The following is a 14,225-nucleotide window of genomic DNA, read 5'->3' on the forward strand; positions in this document are numbered from 1 at the left end:
TGTTTGTGTTCATTGATCTTGTTGATGGCTACGCTTATTCCGCCAAGATGTCATTTAAGATCGCATCGGTGGTTAAAAGTTCAATCGCTTTTTTTGGGTTTTCTGCTAGATGAATTGTCGTATACCGGTTGGGTTTGACATTGGGAGCTGCTTGTATGGCGCGTTTCACAATTTTTTTTGAAATCGAGAGCGACTTCGCATGGGCAAAAAATCCGGTATCTGTTAGAAACGTTCTTACCCTTTCCACCCGATGCTCTTGGACAAGTGCCATGATATAAGTCGCAATTCCTACCTGCACGCCGTGCAGATACTTTCCAGGTACGATAGAGTCCATCGCATGGGATATCAGGTGTTCGCTTCCGCTTGCAGGCGCGCTGTGCCCTGCGACCTCCATGCTGATTCCACTCATGATCAGCGAGTCCACCACTTCTTTGATAAAGAGTCCCTCCCTGATATAGGAAAAAGGAAGCCGTACAACGCTGTTGACCGATTTTTTCGCGGTCAAGAGGGCATATTGGTCCACCTGGCCGATCCCATGATTTACTTCAAATTGCCAATCGTAGTTGGCTGTGATCTTTGAGACCACATCTCCAAGTCCGCTGTAATAGAATCGCTCTGGCGCGGTGGATAGAATCGATAGGTCTGCAATCACGCCGTAAGGCATCAGTGCTTTCACGCTTTTTCTTTTTCCATTCACATACAGTGAAGCTCCAGAGCTTGCAAATCCGTCATTGGAAATACTCGTCGGTATGCTGATAAATGGCACCGCGCGTAAAAAGCTGACAAACTTGCCTGAATCGATTGCCTTACCTCCCCCCATCGCTAGGATCACATCCATTTCATCAAATCCGTATGCGATAGGTGTCAGTTTCTCTACTGCGAGTTCTTCAAGTACGATAGGCCCGACTACCTCAAGCGTTTCATCGGACAAGAGCGGTTGCATCTTCTGTTCGAATAGCTCTTCGATTCCCGCACCCACAAGGAATAGGATCCGTTTGAATCCATGCGCCTTAAGGCTTCTTGGCAAATCGGATAAGGCGTCGTACCTGCTTTCTATGAGCCTTGGTATGGCTATCGCCTGGCTTCTCATCAAACACCTCTTTTCAGATGGTCGACTACTTCTTCATAAGTTTCAAATTCAATGCAGTCCTTTCCTGCTTGTTTGACAAGCTCGATCAGTTCTCCCTTGGCAAAGATCACATCGGCCTCTAAGGCGGCTGACAAATCGGGCTCCGTGTCACCTGCGAAGTAGATCCTATCATACTCTTTTTTAAAAGAGCGCATCACTTCGCCTTTATCGATTCCAAAGACATCCGAATAGAAGGGACTTTGCACATTTGGTGCCATCCGCATGATCCCTTCTTCAAAAAATCCAGGGTTGGTGATGACATCGACATGTTCATAACCTTCTTTTTTAAGCACGTCCTGAATGTATCTGTCAAAGCCCGCACTGACAAATTTAAAGTCGATTTGCTGGTCTGACAGATAGGTCAATAGCGCTCTTAGATGTCCATCAAGTTCGATGGTACCAATTAGCGATTCATACTCGCTATCTGTCAGCTGATGCCAACCAAAAATTTTATTTAAAAAATGATAATCCACCTTACCGGTTTTTCGATGTTCCCTGACATAGGTCCATCCTTCATCTCCAATTTTATTGAGCACTATCTTATAAAAATCAAGCGCAGTTGCAGTTCCGTCAAAATCGGATACGAATAGTTTTTTCATGCATGCCTCCTAAAGTTGTGCAAGAGCTACTGTGAAAGCTCCTGATGTTCAGCCTTCAGATCGATTGTGTCCGGTTTCATATTCTTGCTGCCCGATTCGATACCCAAGGCGATGCTTAGTACATCATCGATGGTCTTCGCGAACTCGAACAGGAGCGTGTCCTTTACTTCTGCTGGCACATCTTCTAAATCCTGCTTATTCTCATATGGCAACATTACCCGCTTTATGCCTGAACGATGCGCTGCGATAACTTTTTCTTTGATTCCTCCGACTGGAAGCACAGCTCCCCTTAAGGATATCTCACCGGTCATCGCAAGCTTGGCGTCTACGGCGATGCCTGTCACCAGCGAAGCGATAGTCGTGAATAGGGTGACACCCGCCGATGGACCGTCTTTCGGTGTCGCGCCTGCTGGAATATGAATATGCAGATCATGGGTTTCAAATTTGAAATCCATGACATAGTCGCTTAAGTTCGCTCTCACAAGACTCAAAGAGATTCTCGCAGACTCTTTCATCACATCGCCAAGCTGTCCTGTCAGGATCAGCTCTCCCTTGCCAGGCATGAAGGCCGATTCGATAAACAGCACGTCTCCACCGACAGGTGTCCACGCCAGTCCTGTGACGACACCCGATTTATTGGTATCTGCCACCATATCGTATCTGGTGATCTCATGACCTAGAATCTCGTTCAACATCTCTTTCTCGATCACATAAGGCTTGTCCACCTGATTGGTCACGATTTTTTCTGCCGATACCCGAATAATTTTCGCAATCTGGCGTTTTAGGGTTCTTACGCCTGCTTCTCTTGTATATTTATCGATAATCAACCTAAATGTATCATCGCTTATCAGAAGGTCATCTCTAGTCAATCCATGTTCCTCAAGCTCTTGGTCAAACAGATGCTTCACTGCGATATGAAACTTTTCTGTAGAGGTATAGCTATCCACTTGTATCACTTCAAGTCTATCTACAAGCGCTCCTGGAATCGTTCTCAGGTCGTTGGCGGTCGCAATGAAGAACACATCGCTTAAGTCGTAGGGGACATCAAGGTAATGGTCCATAAAGGTGTTGTTCTGCTCAGGATCGAGCACCTCTAGCAAGGCGCTGGAAGGATCACCCTGAAACGACGACCCTAATTTATCGACTTCATCGAGTACGAAAACGGGATTGTTCGTTCCTGAGCGTTTCATTCCCTGAATAATCTTACCGGGCATGGCCCCGATGTAGGTCCTTCTATGGCCCCTGATTTCGGCTTCATCCCTGACTCCGCCAAGACTTGCCCTGACATAGGCCCTGTCAAGGGTTTTAGCGATGCTCTTCGCTAGACTTGTCTTGCCTGTTCCCGGAGGTCCCACTAGTAAGAGGATAGATCCCTGCTTTTCATTCTTTAGCTTCATGACGGTCAGGTGCTGTACTACCCTGTCCTTGATCTTTTGCATGCCATAGTGGTGCTCATCAAGGATACTCCTCGCGTTTTCGATGGCGATAGGCTTCACCTTCGCCTTAGCCCATTCAAGGTCCAAAAGTAGCTCGAGATAGCTTTTGATGACATTCGATTCCGCCTGGTTGGGTCCCATGCGCTTAAGCTTTGCAAGTTCCTCTCTGGCGATTTTCTTCACTTCTTCTGGAAAATACTTTTCCTCGATCAGTTTTTCATAGTCTTTTCCAAGACCGCTTTCGTCATACTCTCCCAGCTCCTCCTGAATGGCTTTGAGCTGTTCTCTGAGCATACGCTCGCGATAAGCCTTGTTCATGTCCTTAGACATTTTCGACTGAAGCTCTACCTGAAACTTGATGTATTCTTTTCTCTCGATCAATAAGTCGATCATTCTAAGGCTTCTCTTCCTCAAAGAAACCATTTCCATGAGGTCCTGCTTCTCCTCAATGCTTAGGTTCATAAAGGGCATCAAAGTCGCGATCATCTCATTCAGATTGTCGATGGTATCAAGCGCCTCCTGAAACCGTTCGGATCCCTTGATCTGCTCGGCGATTTCAGCGGTCGTCTCCTTGATATATTTTAGTATATCCGACTCGCTTTTAGCGTCGATATCTATGATGTCCGGTAATTCCTTGGCGATACCTCTGAAATGATTTTCTTCTGGAATCAGTTCCAACAGCTCGACACGTTCTTTCACGTACAACTGAACCGTAGTAAGATTATTCCTACTGCTGACGTTATGGACTTCAACCAGGTTACCGATTAGGTAGACATCTTCTTTTGTTCTTAACTTTTCATGATAGTCTTTCAGTGTAAATGCGATCGCACTTCCACCTTCGATCCTTATGGCTTCAAACAGCTTAAAGTCAATGGGACTATCCGCTGTGATCTGCATTTCCTTGCCGCTAAATAGCACTATATTTCTGAGTGGAATCAACAATTTATTCATATGTCACCTCCATTAGTCCATCTGACAGTTTATGCTAAATGCCATCTGGTTAAGCGCGTCCTTGCTTTACTTCTTTAAACTCAAGCTAGTTTTTTTAAAACCGAGATCAGTACTTCAAGGTCTTCTTCAGAAAGTCGACTCTCAATGGTCGAAGCTAAATACTTTGCGGTTAGTTCATCAAGAGTGGCAAGGTGTTTTCCTTTTTCTGTAAGCTTCAAGTAAAACACACGTCCATCCTCAGGACAACTTTGTTTAACCACATAGTCGTTTTTTATGAATTTTTTAACCATCTCCGTGACAGTCGGCTTGGACAAGTTCAGCATTTCTGCGAGTTGACTCGTCGTAATCGCCTGGTGCTCATGAAACACCTTCAAATAATTGATTTGCTTAAGACTCATTTCTGAAAGTTTCAGATCTTCTAGCATCTTTGTGTAGCAGCGACCTTTTAACTTCGATAGATTTGAAATGCCTCGGATCAATTCGTCATTGGATTTCATCAAATCACCCCTTAGTTAGTTTGGTTTTCCCTAACTATAGGATACACCCCTTCACACTGTCTGTCAATTCGGCGAATACCATGAAAAAAGCTCCCATCTTCTACAAGCGGGAGCCTCTTCTAATACATTTATTTAGTCGTCTTTTTCGTCATCGTCATCGTCAGCGCTGAGAATGATTTTCTCCTCGTTCACATCGCTTTGAGACGAAGTAGCTCCTGTAACGGCGTCTACGCTGTCCCCTTGACTCTTGTTGATGCTTTTTTTATCTTCCACAGCCTCTTTTTTTAGTGTTTTCCAAAGCTTTTTCGCTTCGTCCTTCAATTCCTTATAGTCTGCGGTTCCAGCGTCTGTCGCCTCTTTCACTTTTTTTATGAAGGACTTGACTTCTTTGCTGTCATTCTCATATGGAGCCAGCTTGCTTAAGAATTCACCTAAACCCTGATCCTCATCAATTACAGAAGCGGATGTCAGCGTATCGATTTTTTCGTCTTTATCATCCTCATCATCTGCTTCGTTACGATCATCCTTTGATTTGTCCTTGGATTTATCTTTTTTATCTTTTTCATCATTTTCATCTTCCTCATGATCTTTGTCTTTTATTTTGATCAGAACGCCTTTCATGTCTCCGATGATTTTTATACTGTATTCATCTTTAAACAACTCTTTAACCGACTTGATATTGGTGATATCAAGGTCCTCGCTAAATGTGAGCAGTCCGAGCGCCACCTTTGTGTCATGGGCCTCATCCAACTTGGCTATGGTGCTGTCTGTCATCGCTAGGGTGATCTGGTTTAGCGAATCGGTGGACTCCAGTTCATTTTGGATCTTCTCTTTGATTTTTCCCGAACTCCCTTTCGCTCTTTCCTTCATCGGTACAGACGTGATCACGATAAAGGCTTCTTCGTTTTGATCGATATAGCCTTGATCCTTCGCTTCTTGCACTAAATTGGCAATGGCTTCTTCAACGTTTTGACCGTTGACATCCAGCTTAAGAAGCTCTATGCCGTCCTCATTCATGGGACGTGCCTCAAGCACTACATTTTTTTTGTTGAGCATCAGCTCGACACTTGGATTGATATCCATGGTCACCACCGAATACAGCGCCACATTTTCGAAATAGTATCCGAAACTCAGTGTGAACATCAGCACAAGCATCGCAGCGATGCTGCTGTATCTGAAGAGTTTTTTAGAACTCTTGTAGGCCGGTCTGTAAAGGATGTCCTCCTCAGTGAAGATGACGCTCATGCCTATGGACATGGTCCCCTTGTTTGTGATCTCATGGTAGACTCCGTCGCTTGCAACGATACTGCTATTCTCCTTGACCTCAATTACGATTCCCTTTTTCATGTCATTCCCCTCTTGTCACCAAATAGGATTCTATCCTATCCAGTTTTTCATGCACGACGATAATAATTGCTATGATAAAGTTCTTAAACGTCCTAAGTGTCTTCTTTGATGCCTTGAACCTTAAAATGATATCCGGTATCGGTAGTTTTTTCGAGCGATACAGCTTTGATACCAGCTCCTCTTCATTGCAGATTTGTTTACCTAACCTTGTGGTGTTGATTCTTGTCGCCTCATGCTTAGGTGCCGATTCGACCAAACTCTCCAGCTCGATAGAGAACTTTGAGAGCGACCTCTTAAATTCTTCAATTTCAAGAACCAGCTCTTCGTCGATCCGTTCTATCTGGTTTAGAACAATTATCTCGTCATATTCTGTTTTGTCGTAGTGTCTTTTCTCTTTACGCAAATAATCCATGACCCTGCTGCTGATCAGAAGGCCTGCGTAACTGAGGAACCCTCCTCTTTCTTCGTCAAAGCGGTCAATCGCCTCATCAAAGGCGGTCAGACCGATGAGGTATTCCTCATCATTTTCTGTACGAACATATCTTTTTGTCGTCTTCGAGACGCATCCGAGGATAAAGGGTATATATTCCTTGATCAGTTCATTTCGTTTTTCCTTGTTGCCGGTATCTTTGATTTCCTTTATCGTCATCAATAATTCATTCATGCCCTACGCTCCTTAGCTTGTTTCGCTATAGTATACGATTATCGTCCGGTATTTAGGTACCTTCTCGTTAAAATATCCCCTATAAAAAAGAAAAGTCTTCGTTAAAGGACTTTTCAATGTTTGAATGATTGAATACTATTTTTGCTAGAACAGGTGGGTTTTCCTTAATGCTTCTTCTGTGATATCAAAATAGGTATCATCTACCTGATCCGGCCTGTTGGGAACCGGATCGCCAAAGGTCACATCCACATAGAAAGTTCTTCCATCCAGTGTTACTTGATTCCACGAATGATCAACACCGCTGTTTTTTATTTTTCCAGCTACTGAGATTGCCTCAATACCTAACTTTTCAAGCATGTAGTTATAGAGCGCCGAATAACCCTGACAAACTATTTTATGGTAATGGATTCCGGCGTATGCGGTATGGCTGATCATTTTGTTTGATAAGTCATATTCATTATTTTTGATGATCCAGTCATAGATCACCTTAGCCTTCTCATAATCCTGCAAATTCTCATCAAGCTGATTCGACAGGTAAAGCTCCGATAGAATCGACTCTACCCTTTGAGTCGTCTCCTTTTTCATCGCAAGTACATCCTCTTTTGTGTACCCTTTCATGGGCAACAAGGTGATTCCCAGCTTTCTTACATAACTTGGCTGGTTTACTGTGGTCGAAATGGAAAAGGTTATATTGGAATAGTAGGCTCCATCTTGAGGATACTTGGTCATGACATTTTGGTAGGCGCTTGAAAGAATACCTGAGAGCTCGTTTAGTCCAATCAGCTGACCTGATAGATCGTAATCGATTGTATGGTCAAACTCCCCCTTACGCATCATGTACCTGAAATAGTCCTCAAAGTCAGCTTCTGTCACAGGGTTCTTTTTTAGCTGAATCGTAATCGACTCCCAGGCGTTGACTTTGGTTTCAAGCTTCATGATCTCAAGTCTTGAAAGGCGGTCGATGATCACAGCAAGCTCAGCCCTTGTAAGATAAGCATCCGGTTTAAAATACCGTTTACCGCCGATCAGCACGCCGTTTATGATTCCCTCCTCATAAAGCGTGTTCAAAGGGGATGAAAGGACATCCTCAAAATAAGTGCCGCTTTCGGTAGAATTTTGAATATCATATAACAAGACAATCCACTCCGCCACTGTCATCCTATCCACAGGCTTGTCGTGTTCAAATCCGTTTCTTGTGATTATATTGTCCTCTACGACCCCATGGACATAGGGATCAGCCCAGTGCGTCCCGGGGTATTCTTCTACAACAGAGGGTCCACTGGCCTTCATCAGTAATACCAGCGCTTCAGCTTGTGAAACCGTATTTTGCGGTCTATAGGTCTTATCCGGATATCCAGAAATGGTTCCAGCACTTGCAAGATTCGTCACAGCACTATAGTACCAGGCACCGGATTTGACATCTAAAAAATCGTCTGCGTACGCGATCGTTATCGATAAGATCAGTGCGATCATGATCAGTTGATTCCGTTTTTTCGTCATCTATTACTCCAAGTCCTATGTCGCTTTAATTTGTCCTTCCCTATAGGCGTCTAACAGCGCCTTTAAAGAATCTATATCTTCTTTCAGCCTTATTCCAGTATCCGTATCCCCGACATACATTCTAGGTCTGTCCTTTTGAATGAACACGGTTGTAGGCAGCATGTCCATTTCTTCCTTCACAGCCTTCTCTTTTGACTCAAAAGGCTCGTGGGAGACAAGGATCATTCCTTTAGAATTGAAGATCAGCGTATATCCTGCAATACCTGTCTCTTTCTGATAAGCCTTCGAAAATCCACCGTCGATGGTGATAAGCTTTCCGCCCGCTTTTATGGGTACCTCACCCTTTTTGACCTTGACCGGCACATGACCGTTGATGATATGGCTGATTCTGTTTTCAAGTCCAAACTCATGAAGTATCCTGTCGCAGATTTCTTCGTCTTCCCTAAGCGTATAATAGGGATCTTTCACTTCTAGGTGGGTTTCACTGTCCTCTATGAAATACCTTTCAAAGGTCGCCATCTTCTTCTTGCCGAACAGCGGCGAGAATTCTCCACACCACAAGTACCAGATCAGGTCCTGGCACTGGCTCTTGATCTTTTCATCTTTGGCATAATACGCCTTTTTCACTTTGGCATCAAAATAATCGAGCAGCGATTTCCCTTGATAGGTGGCGCCATCAATTTCGAACTTTCTAAAGGATCCATCCCCGTTTAAAGGAATGCACCCATGGTAAAGCAGATTTCCGTTGTATACGAGGTACATGCTTCCTTTGTCGATTAAGAACTTGGCATGCTCCTGCAGCTTGGTCGAATGGTAGAACGACGACTTGAGCTTCTCTACGACATCACGCTCGTCCTCTGTCAAACGGTAGGGATCCTCAGGATCGATCGTAGGCAGGACCTTGTCGATTAGTTCATAGTCAACCCCGTCAATTAGGACGGTCCCTTGCCTATAGTCTATTTTCTCGAGTAATAACCTGTCGTTTAAGTTCAGATCGGGTCTTCTCCTGATAATCTGACCTTCAAGCTTAAACTGGATGATCGCTATCGCCTTTTGCATGCGAGACATCAGGTCGATGTCCTTTTCTTTAAAGTCGGAAGACTTCACCTTGGCATCGAAGGTCCCTGCATACTCGCCTCCATAATGGTCCAGCGCAAGTCTGACAAGCGGGGACAGGTTGATGCCATAGCCCTCTTCAAGGGTTTCCAAATTGCCGTATCTTAAAGATATTCTCAGCACATTCGCCATGCACGCCTCTGACCCGAAAGCCGCACCTATCCAAAGCACGTCATGGTTTCCCCACTGGGTATCCACTGAATGGTGCCTCATGAGGGTGTCGATGACATGATGCGCACCGGCTCCCCTATCATATATATCGCCAATAATGTGCAGATGGTCCACTACTAGTTGTCTGATCACACCAGAAATCGTAATGATGAACTCGTCCGCACGGTCGATCGCAATCACACTTTCGACAATCGACTTGAAATAACTCTTTTTCATGCTGATCTGGTCGTTTTCATTGAAGAGCTCTTCGATAATGTATTTAAAACTCTCAGGAATAGCTTTTCTCACTTTCGACCGGGTGTACTTGTAGGCGGCCGCCTTACACAGATTCACAAGCCGATAGATCATCAGCTCGTACCATGCATCCAGATCCGCTTCGCTTGATTTGATCAGTTTGATTTTTTCTTTTGGGTAGTAAATCAGTGTTGCGAGCGTCTTTTTTTCCTCATCGGTGATCGACTCTGCGAAAACTTCGTTGATCTTTCTTTTCACGACACCCGAAGCGTTTCTCATCACATGCTCGAAGGCCTCGTGTTCGCCGTGAATATCCGCAAGAAAGTGCTCTGTTCCTTTAGGAAGGTTCGTAATGGCTGTCAGATTGACAATTTCAGTGCAAACATCGCTGATGTTTCTATATTGCTTACCAAGAAGCTCCAAGTATTTTAAATTCATATCCTTCATTCCGGCACCACCTTTTCATTGCTCAACATCTACTACGGCTGAGGCCTATCACTGATAATAATTGATTTGATTCATGATCTTAAATCCGTATTTAGTATAAAGTCCGAATGCCTCTTCATTGCTCGAATCCACTTCAAGAGTGACTTGAGCATCGCAAGCAGACCTGATTTCTTTGATCAGTGCGCTCAGCATGCCCTTCGCATAACCCATTCCTCGATGTTTTTTTAAGATTCCAAGTCCCGAAATCACAGCCTTTTCCCCTTCAAGTGAATAAGATGCGATTCCGATATCCTTCGTACCCATCTTGACAAGATACAAGTATCTGTTTTCCGATTTTAAGAAGTTATCGATAAGCTCGTAGGGAAAGTCCCTGCTTCCAAAGACGTCCTTGGCCCCTTTTACATAACGCTTCACATTTTCCTCTGTCACAGGCTCTAGAACCCCCGGATAGCTTTCAAGCGACTCACACGGTGTGTAGGCCATCTGATATTCGGAGTGATTCAGTCGATATCCTAATCGCGACAGGACCGCCTTTCCTTCGCTTGAGTGTTCATCGCACACTAATAAAAGTTCGTATATTTTAAAGGCTTCAAGTTCTCTTCTAGCTTCAGTAAGAAGCTCTGTGAACACATGCATCTTTCGATACTTTGGATGCACGACACACTGAATTTCTGCTGCATCCTTTGACGGAGCGAAGATGTTCAGGTAGCCGATCAGCCTCTCTTTGTCGTAAGCGTAGACATTGGCCTTTATCTCTTTTTTGTAGTTGAGTTCGTTTGCCACTTCTAAGGACAAACTCATTTTGCAGATCTTATTGGTTTCGCGCAAAAGGTCCATGACGATTGCTTCAAGATAGTCTGTCGTTTTTTTTATCATGCCTTCGCCTCCCTTTACTTGTCCACTGACAATGCCGTCCACGCACCCTCCACCATTATAACATTCATCACACCTGTTTGATGACTACAATTTGATGACAGCTTAAAGGGCATAAAAAATCAGCGGTTACTTACCCGCTGACCGATTTCTTGTTATCTAGATTTTCAAGCATCTACCCGATCCGGTCACTGCAAGAGTTTTAAAAGTTCCTTCATCAGTTTTTTCTCCTCTTGGTTCATGGCTTTTGACAGGTCGTAGACCATATTCCTAAGGTCCCTTAAGACAAAGGGTTCATCCGGCTTTGATTCCAGCGACAAGAGGCAAAGCGCGATGGTCTGCAATCCTTTTTTCACAGAAGTGTTTCCTAGGTTGGCCATCGAATGGCTCACATAAAACTTCTTGACATCACCGATGATATCCTGTGTGTCTCTGGGTTTTTTAAACATGTCCCACCTACCCCTTTATTAAATAGAGCAGCAGCAGATGCGCTGGATAGAATGTGTAAAAGGCATATTTCAGATTCATGCCCTTTTTACCGTTATAAAAATAGATGAAGCCAAGCGCCAATAGCTGAAACGCCTGCAAATACTGCCACAAGTTGAACTTAAAGGTCATCACCAGCGGTAAAAGCACCATCAATAGCGAAATCACACCGAGGATCTGAAACATCTTCTTAAAATCATTTCTTGTCATAAACATGATAAAGATGAATGCGATGCCGTACGCCCCATAATCGGTTCTCAGCATACTTGCAAGCACCATCATGATGATCATGATAAGCATACCGCCCGCCTTCGATTTCGCCTTCTTGTCATACAGGTAGATGCCGACAAGTCCTAAGGTGAGAGTGAAGAAGATATTCTGATAGCCTAATTCGAGTATTCTTCCCTCAAATGCCAGATCGAATGGAACCTCTGCGATCAATGCGAATACGCCGAGCCTTACCATATATTTTTTTAGGTCGCCCGTATGGTAATAGCCTTCAATGATCAAAAAGCAGAAGATAGGAAAAGCGATCCTACCGACGATTCTAAATAACATCACTTCAGGAAAAAGAACCGCCCCGATATGGTCGAGCAGCATCGAGAGTATCGCAATAAGTTTCAGCGTAGAGTTTGACATTGCTCTCTCCTAGGCGTTTTTATTTTTAGTGGTCAGACCTGCAAAGAATGCGTTTAAGAACTGGTCGTTGCATCGTTTGTAGTGCTTGTGTCCCTCTGCCCTGAAGTAAGGGTTCAGTTCTCTGTTGGTCAGAGTGACTCCTGCGTTTTCAAACACTTCCACAAGATCATCACCTGTCATCGCAAATGCGATCTTCATTTTTTTTAGTACGGCATTATTGGCGGTTTGAGCGCTAGGAATCGAAAGAACCGTCTTCTTAGGCTTTCCGTCATCCGGTCTTGGTCCTCTTTTAAAGATGATCAGACCATTTAAAAACGCTTCTAACATTTCAAAGTCGCACGGGTACAAGTCCTGCTCCTCATCGCTATCAAAGTCGACAAGCATCATGGCCGCGTCCTCTTCTGTAAAGTCAAAATCGGAATGTGCAAAAATCGTCACCATGCTTTTTATATCGACATCTGCCGCACGACAGATTTTGGTCAACAGTTCATTATTCTTCATGTAATCCTCCCTGAGTGTTAAACAACTGTACAAGTATACCATAGATACGCTGCACAGTGTAGGCCCGCACATCATAGCCCGATGGCGATCACCTTGTCGTTCTCACGGGTGATGACGCATTCGCTGAGCGCATGATCGATAAAATAGCTTGAATTGCCGATTTTTATCACCGTATCCGGGTAAATCGTATTGATTTTGACTTTTCCATCTTTCACATGTTTCAGGGCGTCCATCAGCTTGTCAAGACGCTTAGCCTTATCTTCCAGATCGATCTGGGTGCTCAGCAGACTGTCCCTGTACTGCTTGGCCTTATTCAGCAACTGCTCGTTCTCAGGTTCTTCTTCAATTTTCTTTTGAAAAATCGGAATCTGGAGCTTCAGCTTGCCTTCGATGATCTTCAGTTCCTGGATGGTTTCTTTGAGTAGCTTCAACTCTTGTATCGCACTTGCGTTGATGCCTAGGTTGATCGAGGTGATCACCCCTAGCTTAGAACCGATTCTATTCGCATCGATCATGTATTTTGAAGTGATCTCACCACCGATAATGAGTCCCTTGTTTCCCTTGACCGTGATCTTGCTGTCGCAAAGGACGGAACTGTTGATGATCTCACCTGTTTGAATCTCACCTTTCACATAAACATTCGCATTTTCAATAAACTTTGCAGTCAAGTTGCCGTTGACGACGATATCCGACTCTCCGTGTCCGAGTATGCCCTTACCTACGATCAAATCACCCTTGACTTTAATCATGCATCCTTCCACGACACCGTCGATAGTGAGGTCACCATCACAATTGATGGTATAACCGTCAAGTACGCTTTCCTTGACGTGCACGTTTCCGCTAAAATAGATGTTTCCAGTTTCAGGACCAACCGTTCCAAGCTCAATCAGATTGATCACCGTGACCCGACCGTTCACCCGCTTGACGATCCCGTCTATCTCCGCTTTCAGTTCTAATTCGTCCTCACTGATGACCGTGTTCTCACCATAGGTGATGCGTACATCCTTTCCCGGCTTGTGTTTGATGGCCTTACCGGTCACCGTCGTTCCGTCAGAACCTTCTTTTACTGGAATTTTAGAAACCAAAAGGTCACCCGCCGTTACCGTCTTTGCAAAGTTCATGTTCTTAAAGTCCACACTTCCGTCTGCGTTGAGGTAGGGCGTGGCTTTGGATTCAAATGCGACATGTTCGATGATCTTGGCGTCCACGCCGTTGATATGCCTGATGCCCTTTGCGATGACCAGGTGCTCGATATTCTCATGCCTGTCGCAGGCTTCCCTGATGTCTTCCTCGAGTATTCCGAAGCTGATATTGCTTTCCCTTATGACCGCCATCACTTCATCGAAGATGGATGTCTCGGGTTCACTGTAGAAGTTCAGTGACATGGTGGCACTGTAATAATCATCCGCCATAAACAACATCAGCTCATATACATCCGTCTTTTTATTCATATGCCATCCCTCCACTTCGTTCTATTCATTCAATACCCACCGAATTATGGAAATAGCAGCAAACTCCGGTTAACTGGCAATTTGTCCGCATATATACTAGTTATCGGCTAATTTTTTTGAACCTTCATCCACAATAAGCGATTGCTGCCGCTAATTTAAATCATTTGACTCATCCGCACCGATA

Annotated in this window: 13 protein-coding genes; all 13 read right to left on the reverse strand. The window is 44.4% G+C overall.

Annotated features, from left to right (window positions below; genetic code table 11):
* Positions 1-34 precede the first annotated feature (34 nt).
* Positions 35-1,090, reverse strand: a complete 1,056-nt coding sequence (locus tag DWB64_RS00810) for an iron-containing alcohol dehydrogenase family protein (protein ID WP_129486276.1) — start codon at positions 1,088-1,090, stop codon at positions 35-37.
* Positions 1,090-1,728: an MtnX-like HAD-IB family phosphatase gene (locus tag DWB64_RS00815; protein ID WP_129486277.1), complete on the reverse strand. Its 639-nt coding sequence runs from the start codon at positions 1,726-1,728 to the stop codon at positions 1,090-1,092. The genes DWB64_RS00810 and DWB64_RS00815 overlap by 1 nt, the downstream gene beginning before the upstream one ends.
* Positions 1,729-1,754: 26 nt before the next feature.
* Complete coding sequence (lon, locus tag DWB64_RS00820; RefSeq protein ID WP_129486278.1) at positions 1,755-4,115, reverse strand: endopeptidase La; 2,361 nt, start codon at positions 4,113-4,115, stop codon at positions 1,755-1,757.
* 80 nt (positions 4,116-4,195) lie between these two features.
* Positions 4,196-4,612 (reverse strand): MarR family winged helix-turn-helix transcriptional regulator, encoded by a 417-nt coding sequence (locus DWB64_RS00825; protein ID WP_129486279.1) that lies wholly within the window; start codon positions 4,610-4,612, stop codon positions 4,196-4,198.
* Positions 4,613-4,744: 132 nt separating this feature from the next.
* A complete protein-coding gene (locus tag DWB64_RS00830) occupies positions 4,745-5,959 on the reverse strand; it encodes an anti-sigma factor domain-containing protein (RefSeq protein ID WP_129486280.1) in 1,215 nt (404 codons plus the stop codon).
* 1 nt (position 5,960) lies between these two features.
* The gene (locus DWB64_RS00835; protein WP_129486281.1) at positions 5,961-6,623 is read right to left on the reverse strand and encodes an RNA polymerase subunit sigma; all 663 of its coding nucleotides are present in this window, start codon (positions 6,621-6,623) and stop codon (positions 5,961-5,963) included.
* Between the two features lie 144 nt (positions 6,624-6,767).
* A complete protein-coding gene (locus DWB64_RS00840) occupies positions 6,768-8,123 on the reverse strand; it encodes an S-layer homology domain-containing protein (RefSeq protein ID WP_129486282.1) in 1,356 nt (451 codons plus the stop codon).
* 15 nt (positions 8,124-8,138) lie between these two features.
* On the reverse strand, positions 8,139-10,091 hold the full coding sequence (locus DWB64_RS00845; RefSeq protein ID WP_129486283.1) for a fructose-1,6-bisphosphatase: 1,953 nt from the start codon (positions 10,089-10,091) through the stop codon (positions 8,139-8,141).
* Positions 10,092-10,139: 48 nt separating this feature from the next.
* Positions 10,140-10,967, reverse strand: coding sequence for a GNAT family N-acetyltransferase (locus tag DWB64_RS00850; RefSeq protein WP_129486284.1), 828 nt, complete (start codon positions 10,965-10,967; stop codon positions 10,140-10,142).
* 185 nt (positions 10,968-11,152) lie between these two features.
* Entirely contained in the window at positions 11,153-11,413 is a 261-nt protein-coding gene (locus DWB64_RS00855) for a hypothetical protein (RefSeq protein ID WP_129486285.1), read from the reverse strand.
* 7 nt (positions 11,414-11,420) lie between these two features.
* The gene (locus DWB64_RS00860) at positions 11,421-12,089 is read right to left on the reverse strand and encodes a TraX family protein (protein WP_129486286.1); all 669 of its coding nucleotides are present in this window, start codon (positions 12,087-12,089) and stop codon (positions 11,421-11,423) included.
* Between the two features lie 9 nt (positions 12,090-12,098).
* Positions 12,099-12,590, reverse strand: a complete 492-nt coding sequence (locus tag DWB64_RS00865) for a DUF1456 family protein (RefSeq protein ID WP_164980148.1) — start codon at positions 12,588-12,590, stop codon at positions 12,099-12,101.
* Positions 12,591-12,661: 71 nt separating this feature from the next.
* The gene (locus DWB64_RS00870; protein ID WP_129486288.1) at positions 12,662-14,041 is read right to left on the reverse strand and encodes a DUF342 domain-containing protein; all 1,380 of its coding nucleotides are present in this window, start codon (positions 14,039-14,041) and stop codon (positions 12,662-12,664) included.
* Positions 14,042-14,225 lie beyond the last annotated feature (184 nt).

The sequence above is a fragment of the Fusibacter sp. A1 genome, from assembly GCF_004125825.1.
Taxonomy (GTDB): Bacteria; Bacillota; Clostridia; order Peptostreptococcales; family Acidaminobacteraceae; genus QQWI01.